Annotated in this window: 14 protein-coding genes; 10 read left to right on the top strand and 4 right to left on the bottom strand. The window is 66.6% G+C overall.

Annotation, left to right across the window (positions count from 1 at the left end):
* Window positions 1-163: 163 nt before the first annotated feature.
* From ACIA8C_RS34355 to ACIA8C_RS34340, 4 genes are all read right to left on the bottom strand, one after another.
* Window positions 164-1036, bottom strand: coding sequence for a PaaX family transcriptional regulator C-terminal domain-containing protein (locus tag ACIA8C_RS34355; protein WP_397142008.1), 873 nt, complete (start codon window positions 1034-1036; stop codon window positions 164-166).
* Window positions 1033-2268 (bottom strand): kynureninase, encoded by a 1236-nt coding sequence (locus tag ACIA8C_RS34350; protein WP_397142006.1) that lies wholly within the window; start codon window positions 2266-2268, stop codon window positions 1033-1035. Before ACIA8C_RS34350 ends, ACIA8C_RS34355 begins: the two co-directional genes overlap by 4 nt.
* Before the next feature lie 4 nt (window positions 2269-2272).
* On the bottom strand, window positions 2273-3127 hold the full coding sequence (locus tag ACIA8C_RS34345; protein ID WP_397142004.1) for a tryptophan 2,3-dioxygenase: 855 nt from the start codon (window positions 3125-3127) through the stop codon (window positions 2273-2275).
* A 196-nt stretch (window positions 3128-3323) separates the two neighbouring features.
* Entirely contained in the window at window positions 3324-3749 is a 426-nt protein-coding gene (locus ACIA8C_RS34340; RefSeq protein WP_397142002.1) for a nitroreductase family deazaflavin-dependent oxidoreductase, read from the bottom strand.
* 281 nt (window positions 3750-4030) lie between these two features.
* Here ACIA8C_RS34340 and ACIA8C_RS34335 point away from each other — a divergent pair, with 281 nt between their 5' ends.
* From ACIA8C_RS34335 to ACIA8C_RS34290, 10 genes are all read left to right on the top strand, one after another.
* On the top strand, window positions 4031-5140 hold the full coding sequence (locus ACIA8C_RS34335) for a TerD family protein (protein ID WP_397142000.1): 1110 nt from the start codon (window positions 4031-4033) through the stop codon (window positions 5138-5140).
* A 109-nt stretch (window positions 5141-5249) separates the two neighbouring features.
* The gene (locus tag ACIA8C_RS34330; RefSeq protein ID WP_397141998.1) at window positions 5250-6527 is read left to right on the top strand and encodes a transcriptional regulator; all 1278 of its coding nucleotides are present in this window, start codon (window positions 5250-5252) and stop codon (window positions 6525-6527) included.
* An 81-nt stretch (window positions 6528-6608) separates the two neighbouring features.
* The gene (gene adh, locus ACIA8C_RS34325; RefSeq protein ID WP_397141996.1) at window positions 6609-8132 is read left to right on the top strand and encodes an aldehyde dehydrogenase; all 1524 of its coding nucleotides are present in this window, start codon (window positions 6609-6611) and stop codon (window positions 8130-8132) included.
* Between the two features lie 37 nt (window positions 8133-8169).
* Complete coding sequence (locus ACIA8C_RS34320; RefSeq protein WP_397141994.1) at window positions 8170-8709, top strand: DUF779 domain-containing protein; 540 nt, start codon at window positions 8170-8172, stop codon at window positions 8707-8709.
* Window positions 8710-8844: 135 nt separating this feature from the next.
* On the top strand, window positions 8845-9468 hold the full coding sequence (locus tag ACIA8C_RS34315; RefSeq protein WP_397141992.1) for a TetR family transcriptional regulator: 624 nt from the start codon (window positions 8845-8847) through the stop codon (window positions 9466-9468).
* A 22-nt stretch (window positions 9469-9490) separates the two neighbouring features.
* On the top strand, window positions 9491-10156 hold the full coding sequence (locus ACIA8C_RS34310; RefSeq protein ID WP_397141990.1) for a VC0807 family protein: 666 nt from the start codon (window positions 9491-9493) through the stop codon (window positions 10154-10156).
* Window positions 10157-10262: 106 nt separating this feature from the next.
* Window positions 10263-11870 carry a hypothetical protein gene (locus tag ACIA8C_RS34305; RefSeq protein WP_397141988.1) on the top strand — a complete coding sequence of 536 codons (1608 nt, stop codon included), beginning with the start codon at window positions 10263-10265 and terminating at the stop codon, window positions 11868-11870.
* Window positions 11867-12292 carry a FixH family protein gene (locus ACIA8C_RS34300; protein WP_397141986.1) on the top strand — a complete coding sequence of 142 codons (426 nt, stop codon included), beginning with the start codon at window positions 11867-11869 and terminating at the stop codon, window positions 12290-12292. The genes ACIA8C_RS34305 and ACIA8C_RS34300 overlap by 4 nt, the downstream gene beginning before the upstream one ends.
* A gap of 55 nt (window positions 12293-12347) precedes the next feature.
* The gene (locus tag ACIA8C_RS34295) at window positions 12348-13493 is read left to right on the top strand and encodes a hypothetical protein (protein WP_397141984.1); all 1146 of its coding nucleotides are present in this window, start codon (window positions 12348-12350) and stop codon (window positions 13491-13493) included.
* Entirely contained in the window at window positions 13490-14035 is a 546-nt protein-coding gene (locus ACIA8C_RS34290; RefSeq protein WP_397141982.1) for a hypothetical protein, read from the top strand. The genes ACIA8C_RS34295 and ACIA8C_RS34290 overlap by 4 nt, the downstream gene beginning before the upstream one ends.
* Window positions 14036-14059: the final 24 nt, after the last annotated feature.

The raw sequence follows: 14059 nt of genomic DNA, 5'->3' as shown, positions 1-14059 counted from the left end.
TCCCGCCATCCGAAGTGATAAAGGGGCGTGATGATACAACGCCGCCGTTGGGTGCACCACCGCTGTGCAGACAGCACTGCGCGCACGTGCTCAGCCCGGTCGCTCGGCGCGGAGGCACACATTACGGCAGTGGGTGCCAAGAGATTTCGAATTCAGCGGAATGTCATTTTACGTTTATCGATGTCTCGCCGACGCTCGACCGCACCCAACGGCGGCTCGGTTCCAGGCAACGTCGTTGCGCGTCGGCGAACAGCCGCAAGCTGTCGAGCCCAGGCCAGTCGGCGGGCAGCATCTCCTCGGGGAGGCCGGGGTCGAGATAGGGGATGATGCGCCACTCGTCGAGCAGCGGCACGAAACGGTCGAATGCCTGTCGGTCGGTTAGTTTTTCGCGGGCGAGGATATCGCGGTGGTGTTCGAGGAACGCGCGGTGCCGATCGGCGAGCGCGGCCAGGTCCCACCATTGCGCCGCGGCCGCGCGCAGGGTGCCGGGAACCGTGAGTGCCGTTGCGCGAAAAGACGTCACGTACTCGTCGAGTTCCAGTGCCGAAACGATCGCCGACGCCTCCGCCGCCAGATATTCCGGGCAGATCCACAGACCCGCGGAGACCGTGCCGCAGCCGATCGAGGACAGCCTGCGCCGCAGCTGATGTCGTGCGGCGCGCTGGGATTCGGGAATACCGAACGAAATCAGCTGCCAGGCATCGCCGTCGGCCATCTGCCGGAAGCCGAAGATGCGCGGATCGCCACGCGAGTACATCGCCTCCGCGGCATCGGTGACGCGGTATCCGCTGCGCCCGCCCCGGGATTCGGCGCGGAGTACACCCTTGCTCTTCAGCCGCGCGACCGCCGTCCGTGTGCTCTGCTCTGGCACGCCGAGCCCGGCCAGCAATCCGCTGAAGTCGGCGATGGCGATCCAGCCGCCCAGGTCGCGGACGTAGGCGCCGAGCACGGTCCGGGCGAGCGAGGTCGCGCTGCCCGGCCGTGAATCGATATCGTCGAGGACGGCCCCCGCGAGATCAGCGCGCGATGAGCTCATCGCGTAGTGAGCTCATCACGAATCGCCGCCACCCCGGCGAGCACCTCGGCATAGGTGGTGCTGAGCGGGCTCAGGCCGATCCGAATCCCTTGCGGCGGACGGAAATCGGGGATGACGCCGCGTTGCCAGAGTCGCGCGGTGATCTCCTTGAACCGGGGGTGGTCGATCGTCACGTGGCCACCACGGCGAGCCGAGTCGGTGGGCGACGATATCGCGACATCGAGCGGCAGCAGCCAGCTCCGCACCAGTTCGAGCGCGAATTCGGTGAGCGCGACCGACTTCGCGCGCACGGCCGCCATGCCTGCCTCCTCGATCAGGTCGAGGGTGTCCTGGATCGGGAGCATGCCGATGATCGCGGGCGTCCCGCTGATCACCCGCCGGATGCCCTGGGCTGGAAGGTATCCCTGTGCCATGTCGAACGGACTTTCGTGCCCCATCCAGCCCCAGATCGGCTGCGTGAAATCGGCGAGGTGTTCGGCGCGCACGTAGCCGAACGCGGGTGCGCCGGGACCGCCGTTGAGATACTTGTAGGTGCAGCCGACCGCGAAATCGACTGCCCAGGAATCGAGTTCGATCTGCACCGCGCCCGCCGAGTGGCACAGGTCGAGCAACAGCATGGCGCCGGCGTCGTGCGTGGCGGCGCAGATGGCCTGCGCGTCGAGAAGGTATCCGGACCGGTAGGCGACGTGGCTCAACACCACCAGCGCGGTGCGTTCGGAGACGGCGTCGGCGACGTCCCGCGCGGTGACGCCGCCGGTGAACTCCGGTTCGATCCAGCGCAGCGTCATGCCGTGCTCGTCGGCGATCGCTTCCAGTAGGTAGCGGTCGGTGGGGAAGTTGTCGCGGTCGAGCACGATCTCGGTGCGCCCCGGCCGCAGCGCGAGGGCGCCGCGGGCGATCTTGTACAGCAGCACCGTGGTCGAGTCGCCGATCGTGGTCTGGCCGGCGGCGGCGCCGAGTATCGCCGCGCCGATCCGGTCGCCGATGGTCAGCGGCAGGTCGAACCACTGTTCGTCCCAGCCACGGATGAGCCGGCCGCCCCAGGTGTCGGTGACGAAGGCGGCGAGACGCTCGGCCGTCGCCCGGGTGGGACGGCCGAGTGAGTTGCCGTCGAGGTAGGCGACGATCTGCGGGTCGTCGCTGCCGAGGAAGCGGCTCGGGTAGTCGCGCAACGGATCGGATTCGTCGAGAGCCTTTGCGCGGGTGGCGAAGTCGAGCGATTCGGTAGTCATGTCGTCAGCGTCCGATCTCCGTGCGTACGGCGAACAGTTCGGGGAAGAAGGTGAGGTCGAGCGCGCGCTGCAGGAAGCCGACCCCGCTGGAGCCGCCGGTGCCGCGCTTCATGCCGATGGTGCGCAGCACCGTGCGCAGATGCCGGAACCGCCACAGCTGGAAGTTCTCCTCGAGGTCGACCAGCTCTTCGAACGTCTCGTAGATCGACCAATGCTCTTGCGGTGCTTCGTAAATGGACTTCACCAGGGGGAGTAGCTCCGGTTCGAAGACGTAGGCCTTGGTCACGTCCCGATCCAGCGTCGAGCGCGGCACGTCGAGTCCGGTGCGCGCGACGTAGTGCCAGAACGCGTCGTAGAGGCTCGGTTCGTGCAGCAGCGTACGCAATTCCTTGTGCGCGACGGGATCGGCTTCGAACACCCGCAGCATCGAGGCGTTCTTGTTGCCGAGAATGAACTCCACGGCACGGTACTGGTACGACTGAAAGCCCGACGAGTTGCCGAGGTCCGCGCGGAACTGGGCGTACTCGGTGGGTGTCAGCGTCGCGAGCACCGACCACTGCTCGGTGAGCGTTTTCTGGATATGTTTCACCCGCGCAATGCCTTTGAGCGCGACGCCGACGTCGTCGGCCTCGAATGCCGCCCGCGCCGCCCGCGTTTCGTGCAGCACAAGTTTGAGCCAGAGCTCGGTGGTCTGGTGCTGGATGATGAACAGCAGCTCGTCGTGATGCTCCGGCTTGCTGACCGGATGCTGCGCGCTGAGCAGGGTGTTCAGGTCGAGATAGCCGCCGTAGCTCAGGCGCGAGCTGAAGTCGGTGACGATGTCGTGTTCGAGTGCGCGGGTGTTGTGCTCGACGGTCATGCCAATTCCCCATCAGTAGGGTGCTACCTTCACCCCACGGTATGACACAAACGTGACGAACGCCAGGCAAGTGTCATAGATGAGCAACTGGCGCACCCCGGCGGGAGTCTGGTCACCGAGATCCGCGGCACCGCGATCCGCCCTGGCGCGTCATCGACCCAGGTCGGCGCGACCATGCCGACCCGGGTGTGCGGGCTCAGCGGGCGGTGAGCGCGAAAATGGGGATGGTCCGGTCGGTCTTGGCCCGGTAATCGGCGTACGCGGCATACATGGCGTCCAGCTCGGCCCATGCGGCGTCCCGCTCGGCGAGGGGGAGCTCGGTGGCCGTGACCGGGATCGTCTTCTTGCCGATCTCGACTTCGGCATCGGGATTGGCGCGCAGGTTCAGCACCCACGCGGGATGGGTCGCCGCACCGCGATGCGACCCGGCGACCAAATAGCGATCGCCGTCCTGCCGGTACAGCAGCGGTGAGGTGCGCCGCTGGCCCGATTTGCGGCCGACCGTATTGAGCAACAGGATCGGCGCCTGCCCCAGCTTGCCGCCGAGCTTCCCGCCACTGACGCGATAGAGGGATGCGTTGAGACCCGCAAAGATTCGTTCGAGCTGACTCTGAATCGACATGGCACCAGCTTATGTCGATCTCGGACGCGCGGCGTTCGGCCGGATTGCGACAGTAACTGCCAACCTTGGCCCGCCCTGGCCGGTTTCATGACTTTGACCGTCGCTGATCCTTCCCGAACACGCGGTAGACGCGGCACTCGGCATTACGGCGCTGAATAGCGGGCAATATCGGCTGGTGACTGCCGCCGGGCGCGAGAATGCTTTTACGAGGCATATTCGCCTACATAATCGACGCCGCGCCGTTCCGGACATTTCGGGAATGTTTTTGTAGGGTGTGGTGAATGACCGTGCGACTGGCTCGGGGGCAAGTAAATGTGCTCGAAGCCGAGCACATCATTGTTTCGGTCCGGCACAACGCCGCCGTCGACCTGTCCGCATTGCTGCTCACCGCCGACGGCATGGTGCGAGTCGACGCGGATCTCGTGTTCTACAACCAGCCACTCGGCGAAGGCGTCCGGCTGATGCCGGGGGAGCCCGGTCGACCAAGTGCCTTGGCAATCGACCTGCGCGCGATTCCCGCCGAGATCGAACATGTCCGAGTCGTCGTCGCACTCGACGACCAGCAGGACAGCCTGAGCGAATACCCCGCCCCTGAGCTGCTGATCGATGACGCGGCCGGAAACCGATTGTGCGAGTACGTCATCGACGATCTGGGACCCGAGTCGACGGTTGTCGCACTGGACGTGGATCGCGGCCCCGACTGGCACCTGCGCCCACTCGGCCACGGCTACCACAGCGGTTTCGCCGCCCTGCTCACCGCACACGGCGTCGCGGTGGGGCGCACCCCGAAACCGCCGGTGCCGCTGCCCGCGCCGGCCGATCCCAGCCTGCTCGGTGCCAGTCAAGAATTGGCACTGCGTAAACCGGGCGGCGCCGAATTGTCGCACGTGAAAATGGCATTGGGGTGGGACCCGGTCCGGGAACCTGGTCGATTCGGGCTCCGCGAAGCCGATATCGATCTCGACGCCTCCGCCTTGGTCTTTTCCGGCCGCGAACTCATGGACGCCGCTTTCTATGGTCAATTATCGTCCAAAGACGGCTCGGTCCGTCACCAAGGCGACAATCTCACCGGCGCGGGCAAAGGCGACAACGAGATGATCGATGTCGACCTCACCCTGCTGTCCGCCGAAGCGTCCACGGTAGTTTTCGTCGTCACCTCCTACGCCGGACATACCTTCGAACGCGTCCGCAACGCATTCTGGCGCCTGGTCGACGCCAACACCGACATCGAACTCGTCGGCGGCAACCTCCGCGTCGGCGGCAGGCACACCGGCATGGTGGTCGCCAAGGTGCAACGCGAGGCGGACGTCTGGAAGTTCCACGCCGTCGGCGCGCCCATCCAAGCCGGCCACCCGGTCGAAGCCGCCGAACAGGTCACCCCTTACCTCTGAGCACTGCGGTCGCTCGGAAAGACCACCGCACGCAGGCTCGGTCGGTAGCGTCAAGGGCGGGTCCGTCGGCGCATTGATCGTGGCGGATTTGCCGAGGAGGATGGAAGGCGTGGCCGGCGGTGCGGATATTCGGGCGAATCCCTGGGTAGCGCTGCGTCCGGGCGAGGATGCCGAGCAGGTGGGCACCGATGTGTCGGCGGCGCACGAATCGTTTGTCGAGTGCGGTGCGGCCCCGGCGTCGGTGCGCCGGGTGGTCGAGGCGTCCTGGGTGCGCAGCCGCGGCAACGGCATCGATCCGGATCGGCAGGTCGGCCGGACTGCCATGACCGGAACGGAATTGGAGCGCTATCGGCGCGCGCATCCGATGGCCTCGGTGCGCCCGGTCGTGCAGACCCTGCTGGTCGAGGATGCCAGAGACAGCGGGCTGCTGATCGCGATGAGCGACGCGCACGGCCGATTGCTATGGGTGGAGGGCGATTCGGCGGCCAAGGATCGGGCCGCGGGCATGAACTTCGTCGACGGCGCGGACTGGAGCGAAGCCGCGGTCGGCACCAACGCGCCGGGAACCGCACTGGCACTTGATCATTGCGTGCAGATCTTCGGTGCCGAGCACTACAGCAGGCTGGTGCATCCGTGGAGCTGTGCGGCCGGGCCGGTGCACGATCCGGCGACCGGCCGGATACTCGGCGCGATCGATATCACCGGCGGCCCGCGCGTCGCGGCACCGGAAGTGCTGTCCCTGATCAGGGCGACCGTCGCCGTCGCGGAGTCCGAACTCCGGGCACATCCGGTTTCCGTTCGCACGGCACCGCGGGTTGAGCTGCTGGGAGCACAGCCCGCGCTGCTGTTCGGCAATGAACGAATCACCTTGTCGCGCAGGCATTCGGAGATACTGCTGCTGCTGATGGAACACCCGGAGGGGCTCGCGACCGAGCACATCGCGGTACTGCTGGACGAACGAGACCTCGACGCGGTCACCGTGCGCGCCGAAATCTCGCGCCTGCGCAGGATTCTCGGCGGCAACGCACTTGGCTCGCGCCCCTATCGGTTAATGACGGAACTGGATTCGGATGTGGGCGAGCTGCGGCGCAGCCTGCGCCGTGGCGACATCGGCGCGGCCGTTGCGCGCTACCGCGGCCAATTGCTGCCTGCCTCACGGGCGCCCGGCGTCGGCCGGGCCCGCGAATCGCTCCGGGCCCGGATGCGGGCCGCCGTCCTGACTTCCAGAGACCCGGCGATCCTCGGCTGGTGGATCTCCTCGGTCGACGGGCGCGAGGACCGCGGCGCGTGGTCGGCCTATCTGGCCTCACTCGACCGTGATTCATCCCTGTATGCCCAAGTAGCGGCGCAGATCGGCATGCTGGATCGCGAACTCGGCGGCCGGTGACCTGTTTCCAACGATGATGCAACGTTGGCGTCATAGTGTCGTGGATCACAGTGCAAACCGCCGTGACCGCTAGGAGTTTCGATGACCGTATACGCCCGTCCCGGTTCGCCGGAGTCCCCGACGAGCTTCCAGCCCCGCTACGACAACTGGATCGGCGGCCAGTGGGTTGCGCCGGTCAAGGGTCAGTACTTCGAGAACCCGACCCCCGTTACCGGTGAAACATTCTGCGAGGTAGCGCGTTCCACCGCCGAGGACATCGAGCTCGCGCTCGACGCCGCGCACGCCGCGGCACCGGCCTGGGGCAAGACCTCGCCCGCCGAGCGCGCGGTGATCCTGAACAAGATCGCGGATCGGATCGAGGAGAACCTCGAGGCCATCGCGATAGCCGAAACGTGGGACAACGGCAAGCCGATCAGGGAGGCGCTGGCCGCCGACATCCCGCTCGCCGTCGACCACTTCCGCTACTTCGCCGGAGCCATTCGCGCGCAAGAGGGTTCGCTGTCGGAGATCGACGACGACACCGTGGCCTACCACTTCCACGAGCCGCTCGGCGTTGTCGGGCAGATCATTCCGTGGAACTTCCCGATCCTGATGGCGACCTGGAAGCTGGCCCCCGCGCTGGCCGCGGGCAACGCCGTGGTGTTGAAGCCCGCCGAGCAGACGCCCGCCTCGATCCTGTTCCTGTGGAGCATCATCGGCGACCTGCTGCCGCCCGGCGTGGTCAATATCGTCAACGGCTTCGGCGTCGAGGCGGGCAAGCCGCTGGCGTCGAGCAACCGGATCGCCAAGATCGCGTTCACCGGTGAGACGACCACCGGCAGGCTGATCATGCAGTACGCGTCGCAGAACCTGATCCCGGTGACCCTGGAACTGGGCGGCAAGAGCCCGAACATCTTCTTCTCCGACGTGCTGAGCGCCGACGACGACTTCCTGGACAAGGCCCTGGAAGGCTTCACCATGTTCGCGCTCAACCAGGGTGAGGTGTGCACCTGCCCGTCGCGTTCGCTCATCCAGGCCGACATCTTCGACCGCTTCCTCGACCTGGCCGCACTGCGGACAAAGGCGGTGCGCCAAGGCGATCCGCTCGACTCCGAGACCATGATCGGCGCGCAGGCGTCCAACGATCAGCTCGAAAAGGTGTTGTCCTACATCGAGATCGGCAAGGGCGAGGGTGCGCAGCTGGTGACCGGCGGCGAGCGCGCGATGCTCGGCGGCGACCTGAACGGCGGCTACTACGTGCAGCCGACCATCTTCACCGGCCGCAACGCGATGCGGATCTTCCAGGAGGAGATTTTCGGCCCAGTGGTCTCGGTGACCTCGTTCACCGACTACGACGACGCCATCTCGATCGCCAACGACACCCTGTACGGCCTCGGCGCAGGCGTGTGGTCGCGCGACGGCGGCAGGGCTTACCGCGCGGGTCGCGATATTCAGGCCGGGCGGGTGTGGACCAACACCTACCACCAGTACCCGGCGCACGCGGCGTTCGGCGGCTACAAGCAGTCCGGCATCGGCAGGGAGAACCACAAGATGATGCTGGACCACTACCAGCAGACCAAGAACCTGCTGGTCAGCTACGCACCGAAGGCCATGGGATTCTTCTGATGCCGAGCAACACGGCGAAGCGGGAACGGGCATCACGATGAGTGCCGCCCCGCCCCGTTTGGTCGCGACCGTGGGGGCGGCGGCACTGTTGCGCCGCCTCCGCGACGCGCACGGTGCGCTGATGATGCACCAGTCCGGCGGCTGCTGCGACGGGTCGTCGCCGATGTGTTATCCGTTGGGGGAGTTCATCGTCGGCGATCGGGACGTCCTGCTCGGCATCCTCGATCTGCGCCTCGCGGTGGGGGAGGTACCGGCGAGCCTGCCGTCCGCCGACCTCGACGCCGTGCCGGTGTGGATCTCCGGATCCCAGTTCCAAGCCTGGAAACACACCCAACTCGTCCTCGATGTGGTGCCGGGGCGCGGCGGTGGTTTCAGCCTGGAAGCTCCCGAAGGATGGCGATTCCTCAGCCGCGCAAGAGCTTTCACCGACGAGGAGAACGAGGTGCTCGCCCTGGCGCCGCCGGTGGTCGGGACCGACTACGCCGAGGGGGTCCGTCCCCCGGTGCCGGACGCTGGTCAGGTGGTGGCGGAGGCAGTGGACGCCTGCCCGGTGCCCGCGCCACCGCCCGCGCGGTAAGTCCGGGAGAACGCCGCCGTAGGCGTTGATTCCGCCAATCGTGGTCCACCGTGAACCGGGGTGACCACGACTCGCCGCGTTGCTTGCGTGAATTAATTCTTGCTCACGTAAGCAAGACGCGCTACTGTTTTGCTCATGCAAGCAAAAGGTGGCTCGGACAAGCAATCGGGGCGTACGTTCACCGAGGCGGCTCGGCGTGCGCAGATCGTGGAAGCCGCGATCGAGGTCATCGCCGAGCACGGCTTGCCGAACGCCTCGTTCGCGAAGATCGCGCAGCAGGCCGGGCTCAGCAGCACGGGCATGATCTCGTACCACTTTCGCGGCAAGAACGATCTGATTCGCGAGGTGGCCGACGAAATCGTGCGCGTGAACACGGAATTCGTGGTGTCCAAGCTTCGGCGCGAGGGCGGCTTCACGGCCACGCTGCGCGCGTACTTCGCCGCCAACCTCGCATTGCCCGATGAGTACCCAACGCACCAGCGGGCGCTCGCCAGCATCGTTGCCAATGCCCGCCCCGACGACCCGCAGACGTGGGGTCTGATCGAGACGGTCACCGAAATCTCCCGCAACCAGGAGGAGTGGCTCCGAGACGGGCAGCGGGCCGGGGAGTTTCGTGCCTTCGACCCCGCGATCATGGGGCTTGCCATTCGGTCCGCCAGAGATGCGGCCGTCGCCCGCGCCGGGGACGATCCGGACTTCGACGCCGCTGCCTGTGCCCGTGAACTGGCCGATCTCTTCGAACGCGCTACCCGTAAATAATTGTGATCACACCGGAGTCGACATGAACGCACCGCAGGCCAGCACCACCGAACGCACGCCGGAGCAGAAACGCGCCGCGCTCCGCCGCCACCTCATCCGCCAGCTGATCATCGAGTTGGTGATCCCGCTCGGCGGCTACTACGCCTTGCGCGCGGCGGGGGTGAACCCATGGCTGGCGCTGATCGCGCCGTCGCTGCTCATCGCGGGAATCGTTGCCTACCACGCGATCCGCGAGCGTCGCGTCGAGGCGTTCGCGCTGTTCACCCTGACGCTCATCGTGGCAGGCACGGTGATGACGCTGGTCACCGGCGATCCGCGGACCATCCTGGTGCGCGACAGCTGGATCTTCGGCGTGCTCGGCCTGTGGATGCTGGGCTCCCTGCTGACTCAGCGTCCGTTCATGCGCACGGCTTCCCGCGCCATTGTCACGGCGAAGATCGGCGAAGAGGGTTATCGCGAATGGGATGCGCGCTGGGACAACGACTCCCGGTTCCGCAGCCACCTACGGATATTGACCGGCGTCTGGGGGACCGCCTTCACGTTGGATGCCGTGGTGCGGGTCGTCCTCGCCTACACCCTGCCGATCGACTCGATACCGCTGGTGAGCACACTGCAATGGCTGGCTGTTCTCGCCGTCGTGATCGTCTTCCACAACTGCTACATCACCAGGCATGGACTGAAGGTCTGAGGGCATTCTCCGGGACTTCCCCCACTGTGGCATCACTCCAGCGGGGGAGGGGAGATCAACTCAGGAGGTGATGAACTCATGGGATCACTTCCTTACGATGGCGGTCGTGCCTGTCTCCCGCGCTGCTCGCTGTCGCGTCCTGCTCGTCGCGGGGCTGTGGATTGTGCTAGCGACGGTCGGCATGGCACCGGCATCGGCGGACTCCGCCGCGGGCGCGGATATTTCGGTCGCGCAGTCGCTGGGCGATCGGGAACTCACGATTGTGCTGCGGCGGGTGACCAGTGTGCCCGGACCGTTGCGCGTGGACGTGGTCACGCACGCGGGTACCGCGGCTGGGCGGCTCACGCTGGCGGTGACGCCGACGGGAGCAGGTTCGGGTCGGCCAGCGCCGGGAGTGCCGACCGCTGAGGCGGTAGTCGAACTCGGTGGCACGCCGGGGATGTACTCGGCCACCGTCGACGTGGATCGGCCAGGCCCGTGGGAACTCTCGATCGGTGACGGCGCGCGGGTGGCGCGGATTCCGTTCGTGGTGCCCGCGCAGGTCACCTCGCCGCCGGAGCGGCTGGTTTACCTCGGTTTCCTGGTTGCCGGTGTGCTGCTGCCGGTTTCGGTGTTGATCGCGATGCGGGCTCGGCACAGCGCGTGGGCATTGATTCCGGCCGGTGGGATGGTGGCCGGGGTTGCCGTGTCGGTGACCGCCGCGCTGCTGTCGGCGTCGCTGCCGCTGCCGCCACAGCCGGGCAGTCAGTTGGACCCGACGGTGGACAACGTCACCGATCCGTATTCGTTGAGCCAGCCGTTGATTTCGGACTTCTCCAGGCCCCCTGTGCTGCTCACTGTCGCGGGTTCGGTGACTGCTGGACGGCCGGGCGATCTGGATCTCGTGCTGATCGATGCCGCTACCGGGACCGCGGTCGATGATCTGCTCGTGCACGACAGTGCACTCATGCATCTGTTGGTGGTCGGCCCGAGCGGGGGACTGTCGCACCTGCATCCGATCCGAATCGCGCCGGGCCGGTTCCAGGTTCATCTGACCGCTCCTGAGCCCGGTCGTTATGCGCTGTCGGCCGAGTTGGCTCGTCGCGGCGGGGGCGTCCAAATGGTTCGTGCGGCAACAGGGTTCACCGTAATGCCGAATGATGCGAACGTCACACCTCAGACATCCAGCGCTCCACTGCATCTCGGTGGGGCCGACAAATCTGCGTCGATGGTTCTCGATGGCAACTCCATTACGGTGCGGACAACCGAAGCGGTGGAGGGAAAACCGACGACCATCACCGCCCAGATCGGCGACACTTCCGATCTGCAACCGTGGCTCGGCATGGTCGGCCACCTGATCATGGCGGGGCCGGTGCCGGACGGAAACGCGGATATCGCCGCGGCCGTGCAGAACTCGCCCGTCTGGGGTCATGCGCACTCGATGGGGCCGACGTCGATGCCGGACATGAACGGCATGCACGACATGTCGGGAATGAGCGGCATGCATGACATGCAGGCGATGGGCGAGGCCGGCTCGGGACGCGGAGTCATGCTCATGCCGCCCGTGAATGGGGAGAGTCCACCCGACGAAACCGTGGCCGCGTTCGGACCCGACGTTCCGTTCACCTTTACCTTCCCGGTCGCGGGCCGGTACCGGCTCTGGATCCAGGTCGAACGCAACTACACAGTGCTCACCGTCCCCGTGGTGCTCGACGTCGCGGCGGCGCGGCGATGAGCGTATTCACCGGTCGGCGTTCGCTTCGTATTGTCGCCGCAGTAAGCGTCGTGGTCGTAGTCGCTGTCCTCGGATGGCTGTGCTGGCCGAGCCCGCACGCGCCGGTTGTACTGAAAACCGGTACGCCCCAACACCTTGTCACCGTCAGCATCGACAGCTTGCGGCTCGGCGATACCGCCGTGGACGTGACGGTCACCGATCGCGCCGGTGCTCCGGTAGATCATGCGGCAGTGCGGGTGCAAGCGATCCAGCCGCTGATGGGCCATGCCGGAGCACCGATCTCGGCCGCCGCCAACGGATCCGGCCGCTTCCATGCCCCGGCGGTGTCGCTGATGATGACCGGCCCCTGGGAACTGCACCTGTCCATCGACGCGCACGACGGCATCGACCAAGTCACCCTGCCGGTGTGGGTCGGCGGCTGAGGCCGGACCGCACGCACCCATCAGCACGAGTACTACAGAGGAGGAACCGCTCGTCATGAATATCTCAGCACCGTCCGGCACGCTCGACGGCAGCGGCGTACACATCGCCGAAGCCGTGTCCGACAACAGCACCGCCGCCCGCGTCGGGGCCTGGGGCGTGCTGCTCGGCACCGCCGTCACGTTGATCGGCCTCAGCTGGGATATCCAGTGGCACAACGACGTCGGCCCGGACACCTTCTTCACGCTGCCGCATCTGTTCCTGTATTCCGGCAGCGCCCTGTCCGGATTCGCCAGCCTCGGCATGGTGCTGATCGCGACCTTCGCCCAGCGCGCCGGGCGGCCGGTGCCCGCGACGGGCGGCACACCCATCCGCGTATTCGGCAGCAACCTCACCGCCCCGCTCGGCTATATGGTCGCCGGGGCGGGCGCCGCGCTGTTCCTGCTCTACGGCCTGCTCGATATGCAGTGGCATTCGATCTACGGCTTCGACGCGGTGCTGAACACCCCGTCGCACGTGGCGCTGTTCCTGTCGATCACGCTCACCATGATCGGCAGCATCATGGTCTTCGCGTCCCATCGCGACCACCGCTGGGGCCAGGTCGGCATCGTGCTGGCCGTCCCGATCCTGATCACCTTCGCCCCGATCCTCGCCGAGGCGTTGAACAACCTCGAGCTGCCCATCAATTCGATGATCCTCGGGACCGTGTTCTTCGGGCCGATGCTGCTCGTGCTCGGCGCCGCCGTGCTGGCCCGCCCGGGTGCCGCCATCGCCATCGCGCTTGCCCTCGGCGTGCTGCAGGCGATCCTGTGGTGGTTCTCGCCGTGGGCCGCGGAGACCTACGCCTCGTCCATCGGGCTGCCGCTGCGGGACGGGCTCGGATCGCGTCCACCGTCGCTGCCGGCCATGATGCCGATGTTCCTGCTCCTCGCCGCCGTCGCGGTGGAGGGCCTGTTCTGGCTGGCGCGCACCCGCGGCTTCGACGCCAACAAGATCGTGCTTGCGGCCGGCCTGGTCACCGGTCTCGTTGTGGGAGTGACCTTTCCGCTGCAGTTGTTGTTCATTCACGCCTTCTCGCACCTCGCCTTCCGTGACGTAGCGATGTCCACCATCGTCGCGATACCGCTCGGCCTGCTCGCCGGTTTCCTCGGCGGCCGCTTCACCCGCATGTTGCCCAAGCCCGCGACGGAGACCGCCCGATGACCACCCTGCGCAAACTCGCCCTCACCGCGCTGGCGATGATCACCCTGTCGCTGGTCGCCATCGCGCCGGCCTCCGCCTACGCTCCCGTCGACATCGTGCACACCGAACGAGTCCAGGTCGGCCCGTACGCCATGACCGTCGGCTTCTCCACCTGGCCTATTCGTGCGATGAAGTCGCTGGACTTCACCTTCATGCCGGAAGGTGGCATCGCCGACAAGACGGGGACCATACGCATCGCGGGGCCCGCCTACCGGTCCTGGAAACGCAACGCGCCCCTGGTTCGCCATCCTCGTAAGCGCGACTCCTGGGGCCTCGACATCCTGGCCATCAATGACCCAGGCAACTACAGCTTCCTTTTCACCCTCGACGGTCCGCTCGGCCACGGCGAAGGCACCCTGGAGGGCATTCACGTCCTCGACCAACCCGGCCCGCCACTGCCCCTGAGCTGGACAATCGCCTCCCTGCCGCTGCTCGGCCTCATCGCCTTCCTCGCCGTCGCCTGGCGCCGCACCCGCCCCGCCCGCCTGCCGCTACCGCTCTGATCCGGCAACTCTGCGGCTACTCTT

The sequence above is a fragment of the Nocardia sp. NPDC051321 genome (genome assembly GCF_044455225.1).
Taxonomy (GTDB): Bacteria; Actinomycetota; Actinomycetes; order Mycobacteriales; family Mycobacteriaceae; genus Nocardia.
This window is presented reverse-complemented; position numbering and strand designations above follow the sequence as displayed.